Genomic DNA, 17,961 nt, shown 5'->3' on the forward strand with positions numbered 1-17,961 from the left:
CGGCGGTGTCGCCGATCGTAACGCCACGCGATCGAGGCCCGACCGGATCGCCATCGTGACAACCGTCGTGGGCACGCAAGGCCCCGATCGGGCACGCTTGAGCCGTGAGCGAACACACCACGAGCACGGCGCCCCGGCTGCGGCCGCCGGCGCACCGGGTCAGCCGCCGGGCCATCGGCTACTGGACGGTGACCGCCTCGATCCTCTGGATCATCCTGCTCGGCATCCAGACCCTCATCGTGGTGACCAGCGACGACGCGCCGTCGTTCCTGACCGTGACGCTGGTGCTCTCCTGCGTGCTCGGCCCACTGCACCTGCTCGTGATGCCCCAGTGGCGCTACCGCGTGCACCGCTGGGAGGTCACCGGCGAGGCCGTCTACACGCAGTCCGGCTGGCTGAAGCAGGAGTGGCGGATCGCGCCGATCTCGCGGATCCAGACCGTCGACATCGAGCGCGACCCCTTCGAGCAGCTGTTCGGGCTGGCGAAGATCACCGTGACCACGGCGTCCGCCGCGGGCCCGCTGCGGATCTCGGGGCTGGCGCACGACCGCGCGCTCGCGCTGGCCGACGAGCTGACGAAGACGACCCAGGCGGTGCGCGGGGACGCCACGTGAGCACCGAAGCGATCACCCCACCCGCCGAGGGCACGCAGGAGGCGCCGTGGCACCACCTCGACCGGCGCATGCTGCTCATCCGGCCGGTGCTCGACCTGGTGAAGTCGCTGCCGGTGCTGGCGGGCGCGCTGCTGTTCGGCCGCGGCGAACCGTGGCAGTGGGTCGGCCTCGTGTTCACCGCGATCGCCGTGTTCACCGGGGTATCGCACGTGCTGACCTCGCGCTACCGGATCACCGGGTCGCAGGTCGAGTGGCACACCGGGCTCCTGCTGCGCAAGCAGCGCGCGATCCCCCGCGACCGGATCCGCACGGTCGACGTCACCTCCGAGCCGAAGCACCGGCTGTTCTCCCTGGCCGCCGCGCGGATCGGCACCGGACGGCACTCGCACGGGAAGGGGCCGGGCAAGGACGAGCTCGTCCTCGACGCCGTCACCATCGCCGAGGCCCAGCGGCTGCGGACGCTCCTGCTGCACCGCAAGGCCGAGGCCGTCTCCGACCCGGACGCCGTAGTCGCCGCGCCGCCGGAGCAGCTGATCGCCGCGGTCGACAAGCGGTGGCTGCGGTACGCGCCGTTCACGCTGTCCGGGATCGCGGTGGTCGGCGCGGCCGTCGGCACCGTGTACCACTTCGCGCACGAGCTGCACTTCGACCCGATCCAGTTCTCGCTGGTCCAGGCCGTCGTCGGGCACTTCGCCGACACTCCCGTGTGGCTGAGCCTGGTGCTCGCCGCGGCCGGGCTGCTGGTGCTCGTCTCGCTGCTGTCGATCGGCGGGTACGTGCTGTCGTTCTGGAACTTCCGGCTCACCCGCGAACCCGGCGGCACCCTGCACGTCCGCCGGGGGCTGATCACCACGCGGTCGGTGTCGATCGAGGAGGACCGCCTGCGCGGCGCCGAAATCCGCGAACCGCTGCCGCTGCGGCTGGCCGGCGGCGCCCGCTGCGTCGCCGTCGCCGCCGGCCTGCGGGAAGGCAAGAGCGCGGACAAGGGCGGCAGCCTGTTGCTGCCCCCGACGCCGCTGGCCCGCGCGCACGAAGTCGTCGCCGAAGTGCTGGGCGAGGACCCGGCCGCGACGCCGCTGGTGCGCCACCCGCGCCGGGCGCTGTACCGGCGGCTGTCCCGGGCCGTCCTCGGCGTGCTGCTGCTCGCCGCGGCGCTCTACGGCCTGGCCCGGCTCGGCGCGCTGCCGGACTGGCCGTGGCAGGTCGCGCTGGTGCTGGTGCCGTTCGCGGCCCTGGTCGGCTGGGACCGCTACCGCGGCCTCGGGCACGCGCTCACCGGCCGGTACCTGGTGACGCGGTCGGGTTCGCTGGACCGCGGCACGGCGGCGATCCGCTGCGACGGGCTGACCGGGATCGTCGTCGAGCGCTCGTACTTCCAGCGCCGGGCCGGGCTGGTCACGCTGATCGCGCCGGTCGCCGCGGGCAAGGGCAAGTACCACGTGCTCGACGTCGGCGAGGCCGACGGGCTGGCGCTCGCCGACCGGGCGCTGCCCGGCCTGCTCACGCCGTTCCTCACCGGTCACCGGGACCGTGGTTGACGCCCGCCCCGCGCCGCTCTTAACGTGAAATCCGCCGTCCGAACCCTCGATCCGCGTTCGACGAGAGGACGGCAGGATGTTCCGGAAACTCTTCGGTGTGCTGGCCGCGGGGATCGTCGCGGCCTCGGTCCCGGCACCGGCCGCGGCGGCCGGAAACCCTTACGGCGACCCGAATCTGGTTTCGATGTTCGACGGCACCGACCTGAGCGCGTGGACGTCGTCGAAAACCGGGCTCTGGTCGGCGAAAAACGGGGTCGTCCACGGCAACGGCACCGCACGCGGCTGGTTGTACTACAACAAACAGCAGGTCGGCACGTTTCGGTGGATATTCAATGTCCGGCAGGTCAAGGGCAACCACAAACCGACCGTGCTGATCTGGGGCACCACCGACCCGATCCGCGACGCGCTGAGCGCCATCCAGTTCCAGCCGCCGAACGGGGGACACTGGGACTACCGGCCGGGACACAACGACGGGGGCGGGAAACTGTTCCGGCAGCTGCCGCACACCACCATCGACATCGAGAAGTGGGCGCAGTGCGAGCTGATCGGCGACGCCGCCACCGGCGTCGCGCGGATGGCGTGCTGCCCGCTCACCGGCACGACGATCACCTGCAAGGGCGTCGAAGTGCTGCGGTTCACCGACAAGACGGCCGGGCGCGTCGGCCCGCTCGCGCTGCAGGTGCACAACTCGGGGATCCAGGACGAGTACCGCGGGCTCTACGTCGAGTCACCCGTGGTGACGAAACCGGGCGAGTTTCTCACCATGTGACCTCGGCGCGACGGCAAACGCCCTTTTCCGGGCCCATTGCTGGCCTTCCTTTCACACTACGTGCTAATTTATTCACCCCGTGTGATAGCGAAGGTAGTTTTTGACTCACCGAGAGGGTCACGATGACGCCTGCCGTCAGTACCGTCGACGGTTCCGCCACCACTTCCCCGCGCCGCACCCCGGGGCCAGCAGTTCCCGCAAGGTCCTCCAGCTGCTGCTGGCCTTTTCGGAGCGCCGGTGGGAGGCGAGCGTCGCCGAGCTGGCCGCGACGATCGGGACCCCGGTGGCGACGACCTACCGGTACGTGGCCCTCCTCAAGGAGCTGCAGCTGCTCGAGGAGGGCCGGGCCGGGCACTACCACCTGACCAGCCAGGTGATGCCGCTGGCGCGCGCCGCGCAGCTGGCCAACGACATGGTCCGGCTGGCGCGGCCCGCGATGGAGGAGGCCGCGCGGGAGCTCGGCGAGACGGTGATGCTGTTCCAGCGGTTCGGCGACGTCGCCGTGTGCGCGGACCGCGTCGAGTGCGATCGCGCCATGCGGTTCACGTTCGAGCCCGGGCATTCGCTGCCGCTCGGCGTCGGCGCGTCCGGCAAGATGCTGCTCGCGCTGCTGCCGGAGATCGAACGCGACCGGCGGTGGGCGTCGATCGTCGAGCAGCGCGGGACGGCGGTGCGCGACGAGCTGAAGCAGGCGCTGGAGAACCGGTACGCGGTCAGCTCCGGCGAGCTCGACGAGGGCGTCTGGGCCTGTTCGGTGCCGGTGCAGACGATCGGCAGGCGGCCGACGGTGCTGAGCCTGGCCGGCCCGGCCGCCCGGATCACCGAAGAGGCCCGGCAGACGGCGATCGCCGCGCTGCAGGAGTACGCGATCCGCATCCAGCGGGCGATCACGTCTTATTCGCTGTGAGAATTCCGCCCGGGCGCGTAGAACTGCCCGGGTGATCCGGCTCGCGCGCCCCGACGACCTGCCCGCGCTCATCGACGTCGAGCGCGAAGCGGGTGCGCTGTTCCGCGACGTCGGCATGGCCGCGATCGCCGACGACGACCCGGGTTCGGTGGCCGAGCTGGCGGTGTTCCAGGCGGCGGACCGCGCGTGGGTCAGCGTCGACGCGGCCGACCGGCCGGTGGCCTACCTGCTCGCGGAGGTCGTCGACGGCCACGCCCACATCGAGCAGGTCTCGGTCCGGCCGTCGCACGCGCGGCGGGGAATCGGCAGCGCGCTGATCGAGACGCTCGCGGAGTGGGCGGCGGCGCGCGGGCTGACGGCGCTGACGCTGACGACGTTCGAAACCGTGCCGTGGAACGCGCCGTACTACGAGCGGCTCGGGTTCCGGGTCGTCCCGGCCGCGGAAATCGGCGACGGCCTGCGCTCGATCCGCCGTGCCGAAGCGGCCCGCGGCCTGGACGCCTGGCCGCGTGTCGCGATGATCCGCCCCCTCTGACCTGCGGTTTCTTTCGGTGGTCCCCTACATGAGGGAGAGAGTGGCGCGGCAGGTCGAACATGTGTTCTACTGTGCCCTGCCGGTCCCGGAGGGGGAAGCTCCGCGGGCCGGCCCACATACTCGGGAGGTAGTCGTGGCGGTCAAGATCACCCACCTGACGAACGGCCAGCAGGTGCGTTTCGCCAACGCCGACGGTGCACGCCGGTACGCCGAAATCATGGGCGGCGGCGTGGACAAGTGGCGGTTCACGGTCGTCCCCGAGGACCCGATGCTCCGGAAAATGTCGGACTCGGTGGTTAATGTGCCGGTATGGCGCATGACTTCCAGGTAGTGGTGGATTCGGCCGACCCGCACGTCCTCGCCGACTGGTGGGCCGAGACGCTCGGCTGGACCGTGGAACCGACGGACGAGGACTTCATCCGCGAGATGATCGCGAAGGGGTACGCGGCGGAGTCGGAGACCCGGACCCACCGCGGTTCGCTGGTGTGGAAAGCGGGAGCGGGGATCCGGCACCCGGACTCGCCACCGGAGGGGCCGCCGAAGCGGATCCTGTTCCAGGAGGTACCGGAGGCCAAGACGGTGAAGAACCGGGTCCACCTGGATGTGTGGGTGGGCGCGGACAACGTCGAGGCGACCCTGGAAAAGCTCAAGTCGCGCGGCGCGGAGTTCCTCTGGCGGGGGCGGCAGGGCCCGCACAGCTGGGTGACCATGGCCGACCCGGAAGGCAACGAGTTCTGCGTTTCCTGAGGTGCCCGGGCCGGGTCGGCGGCGAGCTGGGGCGCCGCCGGCCTGGTGAGGGCGCTTTCCTGCCGTCGGAGGACAGGAAAGCGCCCTCACCTCACACCTGCGCCGCCAAGCGGTCCAGCGCCTTCGGCAGGGCCGCCGCCAGCAGGTCCAGCTCCGGTTCCGCCGCCACCAGCGGCGGCGACACCGCCACCCCACGGCCCAGGTTCCGCACGATCACACCCTCGTCGCGGCACGCCCGCTGCAACTTCACCGGCGCGCCCGGATCCGCGTCCACGACCTCCGCCGTCAGCTCCACCGCCGCCAGGAAGCCCAGGCCCGCGCGAATCTCCTTGACCAGTGGGTGTCTGCTCACCGAGGACACCGCGTCCGCCAACGGCTTCTCCAGCTCGCGCCCGCGCGGGATCAGCCCGTCGCGCTCGTAGATGTCCAACGTCGCCAACCCCGCCGCGCAGGCCACCGGGTGACCCGCGTACGTCGGGCCGTGGCGGAAGATCGGGGCGCCCGGCTTCCCGGTGAAGAACGGCTCTGCCACCCGCGGAGCCACCACCAGCGCGCCCAGCGGGATCGTACCGCCCGTGATGCCCTTCGCCGTCGTGATCAGGTCCGGCCGCACCGGCCACCGGTCGATCCCGAACCACGTGCCCAGCCTGCCCCAGGCCGCGATCACGCAGTCCGCCACGAACAGCACGTCGTGACGGCGGCAGATCGCCGCCACCTCCTCGAGGTAGCCCTCCGGCGGCAGCAGCACGCCGCCCGCGCCGATCACCGGCTCGCAGAAGAACGCCGCCACGCGGGACGCACCGACCCGCTCGATCTCCGCCTCCAGCGCTGCCGCGTCGTCGTAGGCAACGTGGGAGAACGACGGCGGCTGCGGGCCGACGCCCGCCGCGTTCGCCGGGATCCCGCCGACCGCCGTGCCGAACCCGTGCGTTCCGTGGTACCCCTGCGCCCGGCCGATCACGTGGACCTTCTCCGGCCGTCCGGTCTGCGCGAAGTACGCCCGCGCGAGCTTCACCGCCGTGTCGATGACGTCGCCGCCGCCCGAGCCGAAGAACACCTTCGACCCCGGCTCCGGGGCCAGGGCCGCGACGCGGTCCGCCAGCTCGATCGCCGGCCGGTTCGCGTTGTAGCCGAACAGGTTCCACGAGTCCAGCTCCTGCAGCTGGCGGGAGACCGCTTCGGTGATCTCGGGACGGCCGTGGCCGAAGTTCGCGTACCAGAGCGACGCCGTCGCGTCGAAGTACCGGCGGCCCGCGTCGTCCCAGACGTACGAGCCCTCGCCGCGGGTGATGACCATCCGGTCGCCGTCGACCGCGCCCATGTCGGCGAACGGGTGCCACAGGGCGTGCTGTGCTGACATCGGTCCTCCTTGCTCCTGTCCCATCCCTACCATCAGTCCAGGAACTCCGCGATCTCCTCGGCCGAGTACCCCAGCTCGGCCAGCACCTCCGCGGTGTGCTGCCCCAGGGTCGGCGGGGCGGACGTCGGCCGCGCCGGGGTGTCCGACGCCTTCACCGGGAAGCCCGTGCCCACGTACGTCCCCACCGTCGGGTGCGGCAGCCGGACCACCTGCTCGCGCGCGGCCGCCCACGGGTCCGCGTAGACGTCGTCGATCTCGTTGATCGGGGCCGCCGGGATGCCCGCCGCGTCGAACGCCTTCATCCACTCCGCCGCCGGGCGGGTCAGGAGCACCGGCTCCAGCAGCGCGTTCAGCTCGTCGCGATGCGCAGCCCGGAGAGCGTTCGACGAGAACCGCGGGTCGGTGGCGATGTCCAGGCCGAGCACCCCGCAGAACGCGTGCCACAGCTTCTCGCTGCCGACCGCGATGGTCAGCCAGCCGTCGGCGACGTGGTAGCCCTGGTACGGCACGATGCTCGGGTGCGCCGAGCCCATCCGGCGCGGGCGTGGCGCGTCGTAGAAGTGCGCGCCCGCCGCGTACACGTGCCAGGCCAGCTGACTGTCCAAAAGGGACACGTCGAGGTACTGGCCGCGGCCGGTCGTGTGCCGGGCCTGCAGCGCCATCAGCACGCCGATGATCGCCCACGTCCCCGCGTTCAGGTCCGCCACCGGCAGCCCGACCTTCGCCGGCGCGCCGTCGGGCTCGCCGGTCAGCGACATCACGCCGCCGAGGGCTTGGGCCACCAGGTCGTAGCCCGCGCGGTCGCGGTAGGGCCCGGTCTGCCCGAACCCGGTGATCGACACGTGGATCAGCCGCGGGTTGAGCGCGGACAGCTCGGCGTACCCGATGCCCCACTTCTCGAGCGTGCCCGGCCGGAAGTTCTCGACCAGGACGTCGGCGTCCGCGACCAGCCGCCGCAGCGCCTCCCGGCCGCGGTCGCTCTTGAGGTCGAGCACGATCCCGCGCTTGTTCCGGTTCGCCGCCAGGTAGTAGACGGCCTCGTCGCCGACGAACGGCGGCCCCCAGCCGCGGGTGTCGTCGCCGTGGCCCGGCGGTTCGACCTTGACGACGTCCGCGCCCATTTCGCCGAGGTACTGGGTGCAGTAGGGCCCGGCGAGGATGCGGGAGAGGTCGACGACCTTGATCCCGTCCAGCGGGCGGACAGCAGGGGGCATCCACGGCTCCTCGGGTGGCTCGGCGTCGGTCCCCTTTCTACCCCGGGGCATCCGGCGGACTCGGGAAGCCGCCGTCCGGAGGCGGGCATTTCTCCCCTCATGCCCGGTTCGCCCCCACGTCACCCTGGAGATCTTGTCCGCGGTCCCGGGGAGGGAACCATGCGCCGGTTCGGGGTCCTGCTGCTCACGCTCCTCACCTTCGGCACGGCGCTCGCCGCGCCCGCGGCCGCCGACGAGCCGGTCGTCGCCGCGAAGCCGCCCATGGGCATCTCGTGGTCCCGCGGCTGGAACCAGTGCCCGCGGATCGACGACACGAAGGTCCGCGCGGCGGTCGACATGCTGGTCACCAGCGGCCTGAAGGACGACGGCTACACCTACGTCAACATCGCGGGGTGCTGGGCGGCCAAGACGCGCGCGGCGGACGGGAAGCTGCAGCCGGACCCGGCCAAATACCCGGACCTGCCGGGACTCATCGCCTACGTGCACGCCAACGGCCTGAAGTTCGGGCTGCACAGCGGCACCGGCGCGCTCGTCTGCGGCAGCGCGATGCCCGGCTCCCGCGACCACGAGGAGCTGGACGCGCGGACGTTCGCGGCCTGGGGCGTCGACTACCTCGAATACGACACGTGCGGCGGCGAGAACGGGGTCGCGGCGGCCGCCAAGAAGATGGGTGACGCGCTCAAGGCCACCGGGCGGCCGATCCTGTTCGCCATGATCGACACCTTCTCGGCGAACTACCGCCAGTGGGAGTGGGCCCCCGGCGCCGGCGCGCACACGTGGCAGCTCACCAGCGACCTCCCGGACAACTTCCCGGCCGCGATGCTGGCCGTGGACCAGCAGATCCCGCTCGCCGGGCACACCGGCCCCGGCGGCTGGAGCGACCCCGGCTACCTCAACTTCAGCTTCCTCGACCCGTGGGTGCGGCGCGCGCAGTTCTCGTTGTGGGCGCTGATGAATGCACCGCTCATGCCGAACGAGTCGTTCCCGCCGGACACGCTCGGCAACCGGGACGTGATCGCGGTCGACCAGGACTGGTCCGGGACGCCGGGGCGCAAGATCCGCGACCTCGGCGACGCCGAGATCTGGGCGAAGCCGATGTCCGACGGCTCGGTCGCCGTGCTCCTGCTGAACCGCGGCTGGACCGCCCGGACGATCGCGGTCGACCTCGCGGAATCCGGGGTCGCGACGGCGCCGGTCTACCGGGTCCGCGACCTGTGGACCGGCGCCGAGCTGACCAGCACCGGCACCCTGCGCACGTCCGCGGGCGCGAATTCCGGGACCTTCCTCCGCGTGTGGCCGGGCCAGCCCGCCCCCGCCGAGCCACTGGTGACGCTGGGCGTGGAGCTGCCGGAGGGCTTCCTGGCCGGCCAGCCGGTGCCCGGCACGGTGACGCTGACCAACGACGGCGACACCCCGATCACCGACGCGCGCTACACGATCACCGTGCCGTCCGGGTGGACGCTGGACGGCCCCGCGCAGGTCGACGTCCCCCGGGTTTCGCCGGGCAGCACGGTGACGCGCGAAATCACGCTGCGGCCGACGGCGGCCCCGGCGGCGAAGGTGCTGGTCGGGGCGAGCGGCGGGTACACGACCGAATTCGGCCCGCGCACCGCGGCGGGCTCCGCCGAGACACCGCTGGTGACCGCCCCGGGCACCGGGACGACGTACCTGAGCACCCGGCCGTGGCTGTACTCGGAGAACGGCCTCGGTCCGGTGGAACGCGGCAGCGTGGCCAACGGGCGGGCGATGGCCGTCGGCGGCGTGGGCTACCAGCCGAACAGCGGGATCGGCGTGCACGCGCCGTCGGTGATCCGGCTGTACCTCGGCGGGGCGTGCAAGTCGTTCACCACCCAGTACGGCGTCGACGACGCATCGGGCCCGCGGGCGACGGTGGCGTTCCGCGTGCTGGGCGACGGCCGGGAGCTCTTCGCGACGGGGATCGTCCAGCGCGGCACGCAGCCGCGGAAGCTGACGATCCCGGTCACCGGGGTCCAGCAGCTGGCCATCGCGGTCGACGACGGCGGCGACGGGTCGGCGGACGAGTACGCCGACTGGATCGCCCCGAACGTCAGCTGCTGACGCCGCCTTCGAGGAGGGCGACGGCCTGGGCGGTCCGCCGGTAGAGCACGTACCGCCCGTCCCGCACCTTGCTCACCAGACCCGCCCGGTGCAACGCGCTCAGGTGGTACGACACGGTCCCCGGGCTGTACCCCGTTCGGGCGGCGAGCTCCGCGGTCGACCGCGCGAGGTCGAGCTCGGTCAGCAGCGCCGCCCGGGCCGCCCCGACGACCGGCGCGATCCGGCCCGGCCGGTGGCCGGCGCCGGTGCCGACGCCGTGGGCGGGATAGCAGAGGACGACCTGGCCGGGCACGTCGATCTGGATGCTGATGACCGGCCAGCTGAGCACCCCCGGCGCGAGCACCAGCTCCCGGCCGGAGACGTCGGCCTCGCCGTCGAACGGCTTCACCACCGTGATCGCGTCGCCGGCCCAGCCGATCGTGGGGTGCAGGCTGCCGAGCACCCCGCCGACGCCGTGACGGGCGATCGCCTGCGCGCGGTGGGTGATGTCCCGGTCGAGGACCGCCTGCAGGCCGGCCCAGTCCTCGGCCAGCGCGTCGCGCCAGAACCGGGCGAGGCCGTTGGCCAGGCGCCGGGGCATCGACCCGGACTCGACGCTGCGCCGGGCGGTCACCGGCAGCGGTCTGGTCCAGTGGGCCTGCGTGTGGGCCAGCACCTGGGTCTCGACCTCGTCCTGCGTGGTCGCCTCGATCCGCGCGATCTGCTCGTCGAGCAGGTCACGCGGCCGGGTGGCCGTGCCGGGCTGCGGGGTGAGCAGGTCCGGCGTGTAGACCTCGCCGGGACGCGGCAGCAGGTCCAGGAGCAGGGCGACGTCGGGGTGGGCGAGCGCCCCGCGGGCGAGCGGGCCGGGGTCGCCGAACACCGGGTGCCGTCCCGCGTCGGCGGCGAGCTTCAGCCAGGCGAGGGACTCCGCCGCGAGTGACGGGGAAAACCGTGTCCTGGCCACCGTCTCCGCGTCGACCCGCAGCTTGAACACAAACCGACGGTAGCAGCGGAGACGGCGGATTTGAACCGGCTCGAATCCTTTCCGGTCGGCGGTCGTCCCGGGGTTGAGTGGGGTGGTGTGCTTCCGACGTGCGCGAACCGCCGCCGCCGTGGCCGCCGTGCTGCTCGCCTCGGCACCGGCCGCCACGGCCGCCCCGGCCACCGCCGGCTACGGCACGTGTTCCGTCGTCCGCACGATCGCCTTGGCCGGCTGGGTGGCCGGCTCGGACGGGCGGTACCACCGCGTCACGGTCCGCAAGCCGTACGCGATCAGCGTGGCGTTCCCGGTGCTCCGCTTCCGGCCGCCGGCGTACTGAGTTCGAGCAGCCGGGCTTCGGCGTCACGCAGGTAGCGGTCCAGCGCGGCCTCCGCGGCGTCGAACCGCCCGCGGCGCAGGTCGCGCAGGATCTGCTCGTGGCACTCCAGGAACGGCTCGTAGAACGCGCGCGTGTTTTCGTTGAGCACGAAGAACAGCCGCGTCTCGGCGAGCACCTGGCGCATCGTCGCGGACAGGCGTTCGCTGCCCGCCAGGTCGGCGAGGGCCTGGTGGAAGTGGATGCTGGCGGTGCCGACCGACGGCCAGTCCTCGGCCGCCGCGGCCACCCGGCCGTCGCGCAGGGCCGCTTCCACCTGCGAAAGGTCCACTGCGGACAACTCCGCCGCGCGGCGCAGGGCCCCGCATTCGGTGGCCCGGCGGACGACGTAGAGATCCTCGATGTCCTCTGTGGTCAGTTCGCGCACGAACACCCCGCGGTTCAGCTCGTGCACGGCCAGCCGCTCGTGGGCGAGCAGCTGGAACGACTCGCGCAGCGTGTTGCGCGAGACGCCGAGCGCCGAGCTGATCACCGGCTCGGACAGCCGCTCACCGGGGGCGAAGGCGCCGTCGGTGATGTACTGGCGCAGGATCGCCGCGACCCGCTCGGCCGTACCGCTGCGCTCCAGCAGGGGCCGCGCGCTCTCCAGTCCCGAGGCATCGACGGTCACGGCACTACCTGACGCCGAGGTCGAAGTCGAGGCTGTACCGGTTCCCCGGCATCGCCCCCGCGGCCTTCGCGCCGTCGATCGGCAACACGACGCCGTTGACGAACCGGGACTCGTCGCTCGCCAGGAACACCACGGCCTTCGCGACCTCCCAGGCCTCGCCGACGCGCGCCGCGGGCGTGCTCGCGACCAGCTGGTGCTGCTTGGTCTCGAACTCCTCCGGCGAGTTCAGCGTGCTGCGCAGCATGTCGGTGTCGATCGCGCCCGGGTTCACCGTGTTGGCCCGGATGCCCTGGTGCGCGTGCGCGACGGCGATGGACTTCGTCAGCCCGACCAGCGCGTGCTTGGTGGCGTTGTACACCGGGTCGCCGGGACGCCCCATCACGCCGCCGTTCGACGACGTCGTGATGATGCTGCCCGCCTTCCGCGCGATCATGTGCGGCAGCACGGCGCGGGTGCCGAGGAAGGCGGCCCGGACGTTGAGCGCGAAGATGTGGTCGAACTCGGCGAGCGTGGTGTCCACCAGGGACTTGCCGAGGTGGATGCCGACGTTGTTGAACAGCACGTCGATGCGACCGGCCTCGGCGATCACGCCGTCGACGAACGCCGCCACGGCGGCCTCGTCGGTCGCGTCCACTATGGAATGACGGTAGCCGTCGAGTGCTTCCGCGGGCTCGCGGATGTCGGACGCGAAGACCGTCGCCCCCTCGGCGAGGAACTCCTTCACGGTGGCGAGGCCGATGCCCCGCGCGCCGCCGAAGACCACCGCGACCTTGCCGGCCAACCGACCCATGTTCACTGCCCCGCTCTCAGTCGTGCTGTCTGCTCTTCGTCCACCGCGTAGTCCTCGGGCAGCCGGACGAGGGCGTCCGGAGCCCCGAGGTACCGCACCTCGACGCCGTACACCTCGCGCGCCGCGGCCACCGAGACGTACCCCGCGACAACGTCGGCGAGCACCGCCGCCACCGGCCGTTCGAACGGCGGCCCGTACCCGCCGCCACCCGGCAGCGTGACGTCCACAACGGACCCGGCCGCCAGCGGCACCCGGCTCTTCGCGGGCAGGTCCGCCCCGCCGCGCAGGCCGAAGCGGCCCGGCGCACCGGGCTGTCCGCCGTCCACCCCGGACGCGGCGGCGCGGACCCGGTCCACGTTCCCGTTGACGCTCCAGGACGGCACGCCGAGTGCACCCATCGTGGTCACCTGTCCGAGTCCGCCGCGGAACCGGCCCGCGCCGCCGGAGTCCACGCGCAGTTCCCGCGTGTGCTGGACCAGCGGCGCCATGGTTTCGATCACCTCGGTCGGCGTCGACCGCAGGCCGCTCGGGAAGCCGGTGGTGGACAGGCCGTCCTGGTCCGCCCGCGCGCCCATCCCGCCGGTCTGGAAGACGTTCAGCATGAATCCGGGCCCGCGCCAGATGGTCATCCACAGCGCGTCCGCGCTCGGCGCGATCGCCGTGCCGGGCAGCGCCCCGATCAGCAGCGACGGCAGGAAGTGGCCGATCAGGTGCCGGGAGGCGACCGGCGCCGGCGGCAGGCAGTTCAGCACCGAGCCTTCGGGCGCGGTGACGTGCACCGGCCGGAACGACCCGGCGTTGTGCGGCACCTCCGGCGCGATTGCCGCCTTGACCGCGAACGACGCATACGCGCGCGTGTAGTTGAGCACCACGTTGATCCCGCGACGGCTCTGCGGCGAGGAGCCCGCGAAGTCGAGGTGGATCTCGTCACCGTCCACAGTGGCCGTGACCCGCAGGACGATCTCTTCGTCGTCGAAGCCGTCGGTGACGACTTCGTTGGTGTACGTGCCGTCGGGCAGTTCCCGCAGCGCGTCGCGCAGCGCCCGCTCCGAGCGGTCCATGATCTCGGCGGCGACTTCGTCCAGGCTGTCCAGGCCGAGCTCGTCCAGCAGCCGCAGCAGGCTCACCGCGCCGACCTCGTTGCCGGTGACCTGCGCGTACAGGTCGCCGATGGTCTCCTCCGGGGTCCGGACGTTCGCCCGGATCAGCCGTTCCAGATCCGTGTTGACCTCGCCCGCGCGCAGGAACTTGAGGATCGGCAGGCGCAGGCCTTCCTCGAAGACCTCGTGGGCTTCGGCCGACACCAGCCGCCCGCCGATGTCCGGGGCGTGGCAGCAGGAGGCGAACCACGCGACCAGCCTGCCGTCCCGGAACACCGGGGTGGCCACCGTGATGTCGTTGATCTGCCCCGCGGTCTGCCACGGGTCGTTGGTGAGCAGCACGTCCCCGGGTTCGAGGGTCTCCGGCGGGTGCTCGGCGACGAAGTGGTGCATGCCGGTCGCCATCGCGTTGATGTGCCCCGGCGTGCCGCCGACGGACTGGCCGATCATCTCGCCGCGCGCGTCGAACACCGCGCAGGCGAGGTCGAGCGACTCGCGCACGACCGCGGAAAAGGCCGTGTTGACCAGCGCGTTCTGCTGTTCGGCGAGGATCGAGTGCAGGCGGTGGCCGAACAGCCCGACGACGATGGGGTCGACGCTCACACCGTCACCTCCAGCGCGCCGTCGTCACGGACGACGCAGTGCGCGCCGGGCGGGACGACCACGGTGGACTCGCGTTCCTCCACGATGGCCGGTCCGTCGACCCGCGCGCCGGGTTCGAGCCGGTACCGGTCGAACACAGCCGTGTCGACAAATCCACCAGTCGACGGGAACCAGGCCCGCCGGGTGCCCTTCCGCGCGTCTCCGGTCGGCTGCCCGGGAAGCCGCAACGCCACGGCCGGTTTCGGCCCGCTCGACACGACCCGCCAGTTCAGCACCTCGACGCCGACCTCGGGGCCGGTGCGCCGGTAGAGCGCGCGGTAGGTGCGCGTGAATTCGTCGATCAACGTTCCGGGCCAGGGACCGTCGCGGACCGGGACGCGGATTTCGTAGCCCTGCCCGGCATAGCGCATCTCGGCGACGCGGTGGTGCGTCACGTCGTCCACTCCGGACTTGGCGAGCAGCGCCGCGCCCTCGGCTTCCATCTCGGCGAACAGCGCGTCGACCTGGTCCCACGCCAGGTCGTGGACGGCCGCGCGGGCCGAGCGCACGAAGTCGAACGCCAGCGGCGCGGTCAGGAACCCGGCCGCGCTGAGCACCCCGGCGGCGGGCGGCGCGACGACCGACGGCGCCCCGAGCGCTCGCGCGACGCCGACGCCGTGCACCGGGCCCGCCCCGCCGAAGGTGTACATCGGCAGTTTCGCCGGGTCTTGCCCGCGCTCGACGGCGTGCACGCGGGCGGCATTGGCCATGTCCTCGTTGACGCTCGTGTGGATGCCCCAGGCGGCCTCCTCGACACTCACGCCGAGCGGATCGGCGATCTTCTCGCGGAGCACTGCTCTCGCCGCTTCGGCGTCCAGGCGCATCTCGCCGCCGAGGAAGTAGCCGGGGTCGAGGTAGCCGAGCACCAGGTCGGCGTCGGTGACCGTGGGCTCGGTGCCGCCGCGTGCGTAACAGACCGGGCCGGGCTCGGACCCGGCCGAATCGGGGCCGACGGTCAGCAGCCCCAGCGCGTCGATCCGGGCGATAGAACCGCCGCCGACGCCGATCTCGATCATGTCGGTGACCGGCACCCGCACCGGCAGCCCGGAACCGGGCCGCAGCCGGTACTTGCGGTCGACTTCGAACTCGTGCGTCACCAGCGGGGCGCCGCCCGCGATCAGGCACAGCTTGGCCGTCGTGCCGCCCATGTCGAAGGCCAGCAGCTCGGCCGGGCCGATCGCCGCGGCCGCCAGCGCCCCGCCCGCCGGGCCGGACTCGAGGATGCGGATCGGGTGCCGCGCGGCGGTGTCCACAGTGGCCAGCCCGCCGTTGGACAGCATGATGTGCGGCGCTCGGCCGATCCCGAGCCGGTGCAGCCGCCGTTCGAGGTCGCGCAGGTACCGCTCGGTGCGGTCCTGGACGTAGACGTTCGCGACCGTGGTCGACGTCCGCTCGAACTCGCGGATCTCCGGGACGACGTCGGAGGACAGCGCCACCCGCAGGCCGGGTGCGACCTCGGCGAGGATCTCGCCCGCCCGGCGTTCGTGCGCGGGGTTGGTGAACGCGTGCAGGAAGCAGACGGCGACCGCCTCGATCCCCCGCGCCACCAGCTCCCGGCCGAGCCGCGCGACGTACTCTTCGTCGAGTCCGGTGTGGACGGACCCGTCGGCGAGGATCCGCTCCGGGACGTCGAACCGCAGGTGCCGCGGCACGAGCGGCGCGGGCAGTTCCAGGCGCAGGTCGTAGAGCTCGTACCGGTGCTCGCGGCGCATTTCCAGGACGTCCCGGAAGCCGGCGGTGGCCAGCAGGGCGGTCCGCGAGCCCGTGCGCTCGATCAGGGCGTTCGTGACCAGCGTCGTCCCGTGCACCACCTGCTCCACGGCCGAGAGGTCCGGGAGCAGGGCCGCCAAGCCCTCCTCGACCGCCCGGGCCGGCTCGTCGTGCGTGGTCAGGACCTTGCCGACGGCGACGATCCCGCGCTCGTCCACCGCGCAGAGGTCGGTGAACGTGCCGCCGATGTCGACGCCGACCCTCATGTCCGGTACCACCGCGGCGAGGTGTTCAGCGGCGGCTTCAACTTGGCCTTGACGACCAGCACGTTCGGCTCGTCCGACTCGACGAACTCGCCGAGCAGCCGCCGGAACGCCCGCCCGAAGCCGGAGACGCGGTCGGCGTGCACCCCGAACGACCGGGCCAGGCCGACGAAGTCCGGGCTGTCCCAGTCGACCCCGCGGCGCGGCAGGCCCTCGCGGTCTTGGTCGTAGCGCAGCATCCCGTACCCGCCGTCGTCGACCAGGACGACGGTGACCGGCAGCTGCTCCTGGGCGAGTGTCGCGAGATCGCCGCAGCCGTAGAGGAAACCGCCGTCGCCGGTGATGCAGATGGCCCGCCCGGTGCCGGCCGCGGCCGCGCCGAGCGACGCCGGGAAGCCGTAGCCGAGGGTGCCCCAGCCCATCGGGTAGGCGAGCTTGCGCGGCGCCCGCACGCGGTGGAAGCCGCCGACCCAGTACCCGGCGACGCACATGTCCGAGACGAGCACGGCGTCCGTCGGCAACACCTCGTCCAAAGTGGACAGGAAGTCGTAGGCCTGCGGTTCCTCGTCCCGGATCCGCTGGCGCACGCGCCGGCCGATCCCGGCCAGCCGCAGCGTGACGTCGTCCAGGCCGTCCCGCTGCTTCGGCAGCAGCCGCTCGACGATCGAGCGCGCGTCCCCGACCAGCGTGAGGTCGGGCCGGTAGTTCTTCGCGGCGTCGTCGGCGTCGACGTTGACCGCGATCAGCCGGGGCGGCCGGGGCATCCGCCAGTTCTGCGTCATCAGGCCGTCGAAGTCGGTGCCGATGGCCAGCACGACGTCGGCTTCGTCCCACAGCTCGCCGACCTCCGGCGTGTGCACCGGGTTCGGCGCCAGGCACGGGTGGTCGAGCGGCAGCAGCCCGCGGGCGGCGAACGTGGTGATCACCGGCGCGGCCAGCTTCTCGGCGAGCGCCCCGATCGCCTCGCCCGCGCCCGAGCGCAGCGCGCCGCCGCCCGCCCAGATCAGCGGGTGGTCCGCGTCGGACAGCATCGCCTCGGCCCGCGCGAGGTCGGGGACGTCGACGTCGGGCTTGCGGTGCGGGGCGGGCGGACGCCGGTGCGGCACCTGTTCGCGCAGGTAGTCGGTCGGCACGCCGAGGTAGACCGGGCCGCTCTGCGGCAGCTGGGCGAGCCGGGCGGCGCGGTGGACGGTGGTGCCGATCTGGTCCGGGGCCCGCACGGTGAAGCCGCCCTTGGTCACCGGCGCGAACATCGCCTGCTGGTCGGACGTCTCGTGCAGCACACCGCGGACGACGCCGGGCCGCCGCAGCGTCGAGGGGATGTCGGTGGCGATGACCAGCACCGGAGCCGCGGACGCCATGGCTTCGCCGACCGCGCCGAGGGTGTTCGCCGCGCCCGGGCCGGTGGTGACCAGCGCGACGCCGAGCTTGCCGGTGGCGCGGGCGTAGCCGTCGGCGGCGTACCCGGCGGTCTGTTCGTGGCGAACGCCGACCAGCTTGATGCGGGTTTCACCGAGCGCTTCCCACAGTGGCAGGTTGTGCACCCCCGGAAGACCGAAGACGATCTCCGTTCCGAGCGCTTCCAGCGCGTCCACCAGCTCCCGAGCACCACTCACAGCCACGGCGCGGATACTGCCAGATCGTTCAACGATCTGGCAATCGACCCCTCGACGGTGGCCGGCTCACGCTCGCCCCGCCGCCGATCACCCGCGTTCGGCCATCGGT

Annotated in this window: 17 protein-coding genes; 9 read left to right on the forward strand and 8 right to left on the reverse strand. The window is 72.5% G+C overall.

What is annotated here, in order from left to right; all coding sequences use genetic code 11:
• Window positions 1-104 precede the first annotated feature (104 nt).
• From ACFPLC_RS05525 to ACFPLC_RS05555, 7 genes are all read left to right on the forward strand, one after another.
• Window positions 105-614, forward strand: a complete 510-nt coding sequence (locus tag ACFPLC_RS05525) for a PH domain-containing protein (RefSeq protein WP_378188836.1) — start codon at window positions 105-107, stop codon at window positions 612-614.
• Window positions 611-2,152, forward strand: coding sequence for a PH domain-containing protein (locus ACFPLC_RS05530; RefSeq protein WP_378188837.1), 1,542 nt, complete (start codon window positions 611-613; stop codon window positions 2,150-2,152). The genes ACFPLC_RS05525 and ACFPLC_RS05530 overlap by 4 nt, the downstream gene beginning before the upstream one ends.
• 76 nt (window positions 2,153-2,228) lie before the next feature.
• On the forward strand, window positions 2,229-2,921 hold the full coding sequence (locus tag ACFPLC_RS05535; RefSeq protein ID WP_378188838.1) for a 3-keto-alpha-glucoside-1,2-lyase-like domain-containing protein: 693 nt from the start codon (window positions 2,229-2,231) through the stop codon (window positions 2,919-2,921).
• A gap of 100 nt (window positions 2,922-3,021) precedes the next feature.
• Window positions 3,022-3,828, forward strand: coding sequence for an IclR family transcriptional regulator (locus ACFPLC_RS05540; protein ID WP_378235718.1), 807 nt, complete (start codon window positions 3,022-3,024; stop codon window positions 3,826-3,828).
• Window positions 3,829-3,859: 31 nt separating this feature from the next.
• Window positions 3,860-4,363: a GNAT family N-acetyltransferase gene (locus ACFPLC_RS05545; protein ID WP_378188840.1), complete on the forward strand. Its 504-nt coding sequence runs from the start codon at window positions 3,860-3,862 to the stop codon at window positions 4,361-4,363.
• Window positions 4,364-4,496: 133 nt separating this feature from the next.
• Window positions 4,497-4,694 (forward strand): hypothetical protein, encoded by a 198-nt coding sequence (locus ACFPLC_RS05550; protein WP_004561810.1) that lies wholly within the window; start codon window positions 4,497-4,499, stop codon window positions 4,692-4,694.
• Entirely contained in the window at window positions 4,694-5,110 is a 417-nt protein-coding gene (locus ACFPLC_RS05555; RefSeq protein WP_378189071.1) for a VOC family protein, read from the forward strand. The genes ACFPLC_RS05550 and ACFPLC_RS05555 overlap by 1 nt, the downstream gene beginning before the upstream one ends.
• 91 nt (window positions 5,111-5,201) lie before the next feature.
• Here ACFPLC_RS05555 and ACFPLC_RS05560 read toward each other — a convergent pair whose 3' ends face one another.
• Window positions 5,202-6,470, reverse strand: coding sequence for an aminotransferase family protein (locus ACFPLC_RS05560; protein WP_378188841.1), 1,269 nt, complete (start codon window positions 6,468-6,470; stop codon window positions 5,202-5,204).
• A gap of 32 nt (window positions 6,471-6,502) precedes the next feature.
• The gene (locus ACFPLC_RS05565; RefSeq protein ID WP_378188842.1) at window positions 6,503-7,684 is read right to left on the reverse strand and encodes a CaiB/BaiF CoA transferase family protein; all 1,182 of its coding nucleotides are present in this window, start codon (window positions 7,682-7,684) and stop codon (window positions 6,503-6,505) included.
• Between the two features lie 159 nt (window positions 7,685-7,843).
• On the opposite strand from ACFPLC_RS05565, the gene ACFPLC_RS05570 reads away from it, so the two are divergent.
• A complete protein-coding gene (locus tag ACFPLC_RS05570; RefSeq protein ID WP_378188843.1) occupies window positions 7,844-9,763 on the forward strand; it encodes an NPCBM/NEW2 domain-containing protein in 1,920 nt (639 codons plus the stop codon).
• Here the strand turns inward: ACFPLC_RS05570 and ACFPLC_RS05575 are convergent.
• Window positions 9,753-10,739, reverse strand: coding sequence for an ArsR/SmtB family transcription factor (locus ACFPLC_RS05575; RefSeq protein WP_378188844.1), 987 nt, complete (start codon window positions 10,737-10,739; stop codon window positions 9,753-9,755). The two genes, ACFPLC_RS05570 and ACFPLC_RS05575, sit on opposite strands and share 11 nt — an antisense overlap.
• 85 nt (window positions 10,740-10,824) lie before the next feature.
• Here ACFPLC_RS05575 and ACFPLC_RS05580 point away from each other — a divergent pair, with 85 nt between their 5' ends.
• Window positions 10,825-11,064, forward strand: coding sequence for a hypothetical protein (locus tag ACFPLC_RS05580; RefSeq protein WP_378235720.1), 240 nt, complete (start codon window positions 10,825-10,827; stop codon window positions 11,062-11,064).
• Here the strand turns inward: ACFPLC_RS05580 and ACFPLC_RS05585 are convergent.
• Genes ACFPLC_RS05585 through ACFPLC_RS05605 form a run of 5 tightly spaced genes read right to left on the reverse strand, consistent with a single transcriptional unit; the run spans window position 11,018 to window position 17,858 of the window.
• A complete protein-coding gene (locus ACFPLC_RS05585) occupies window positions 11,018-11,731 on the reverse strand; it encodes a GntR family transcriptional regulator (RefSeq protein WP_378188846.1) in 714 nt (237 codons plus the stop codon). The two genes, ACFPLC_RS05580 and ACFPLC_RS05585, sit on opposite strands and share 47 nt — an antisense overlap.
• Window positions 11,732-11,735: 4 nt before the next feature.
• Window positions 11,736-12,521, reverse strand: coding sequence for an SDR family NAD(P)-dependent oxidoreductase (locus ACFPLC_RS05590; protein ID WP_378188847.1), 786 nt, complete (start codon window positions 12,519-12,521; stop codon window positions 11,736-11,738).
• Window positions 12,522-12,523: 2 nt separating this feature from the next.
• The gene (locus tag ACFPLC_RS05595; RefSeq protein ID WP_378188848.1) at window positions 12,524-14,224 is read right to left on the reverse strand and encodes a hydantoinase B/oxoprolinase family protein; all 1,701 of its coding nucleotides are present in this window, start codon (window positions 14,222-14,224) and stop codon (window positions 12,524-12,526) included.
• Window positions 14,221-16,239 (reverse strand): hydantoinase/oxoprolinase family protein, encoded by a 2,019-nt coding sequence (locus ACFPLC_RS05600; RefSeq protein WP_378188849.1) that lies wholly within the window; start codon window positions 16,237-16,239, stop codon window positions 14,221-14,223. The genes ACFPLC_RS05595 and ACFPLC_RS05600 overlap by 4 nt, the downstream gene beginning before the upstream one ends.
• Window positions 16,236-17,858 (reverse strand): thiamine pyrophosphate-binding protein, encoded by a 1,623-nt coding sequence (locus ACFPLC_RS05605; protein ID WP_378188850.1) that lies wholly within the window; start codon window positions 17,856-17,858, stop codon window positions 16,236-16,238. The genes ACFPLC_RS05600 and ACFPLC_RS05605 overlap by 4 nt, the downstream gene beginning before the upstream one ends.
• Window positions 17,859-17,961 lie beyond the last annotated feature (103 nt).

The organism is Amycolatopsis plumensis, assembly GCF_042652605.1.
GTDB lineage: Bacteria > Actinomycetota > Actinomycetes > Mycobacteriales > Pseudonocardiaceae > Amycolatopsis > Amycolatopsis plumensis.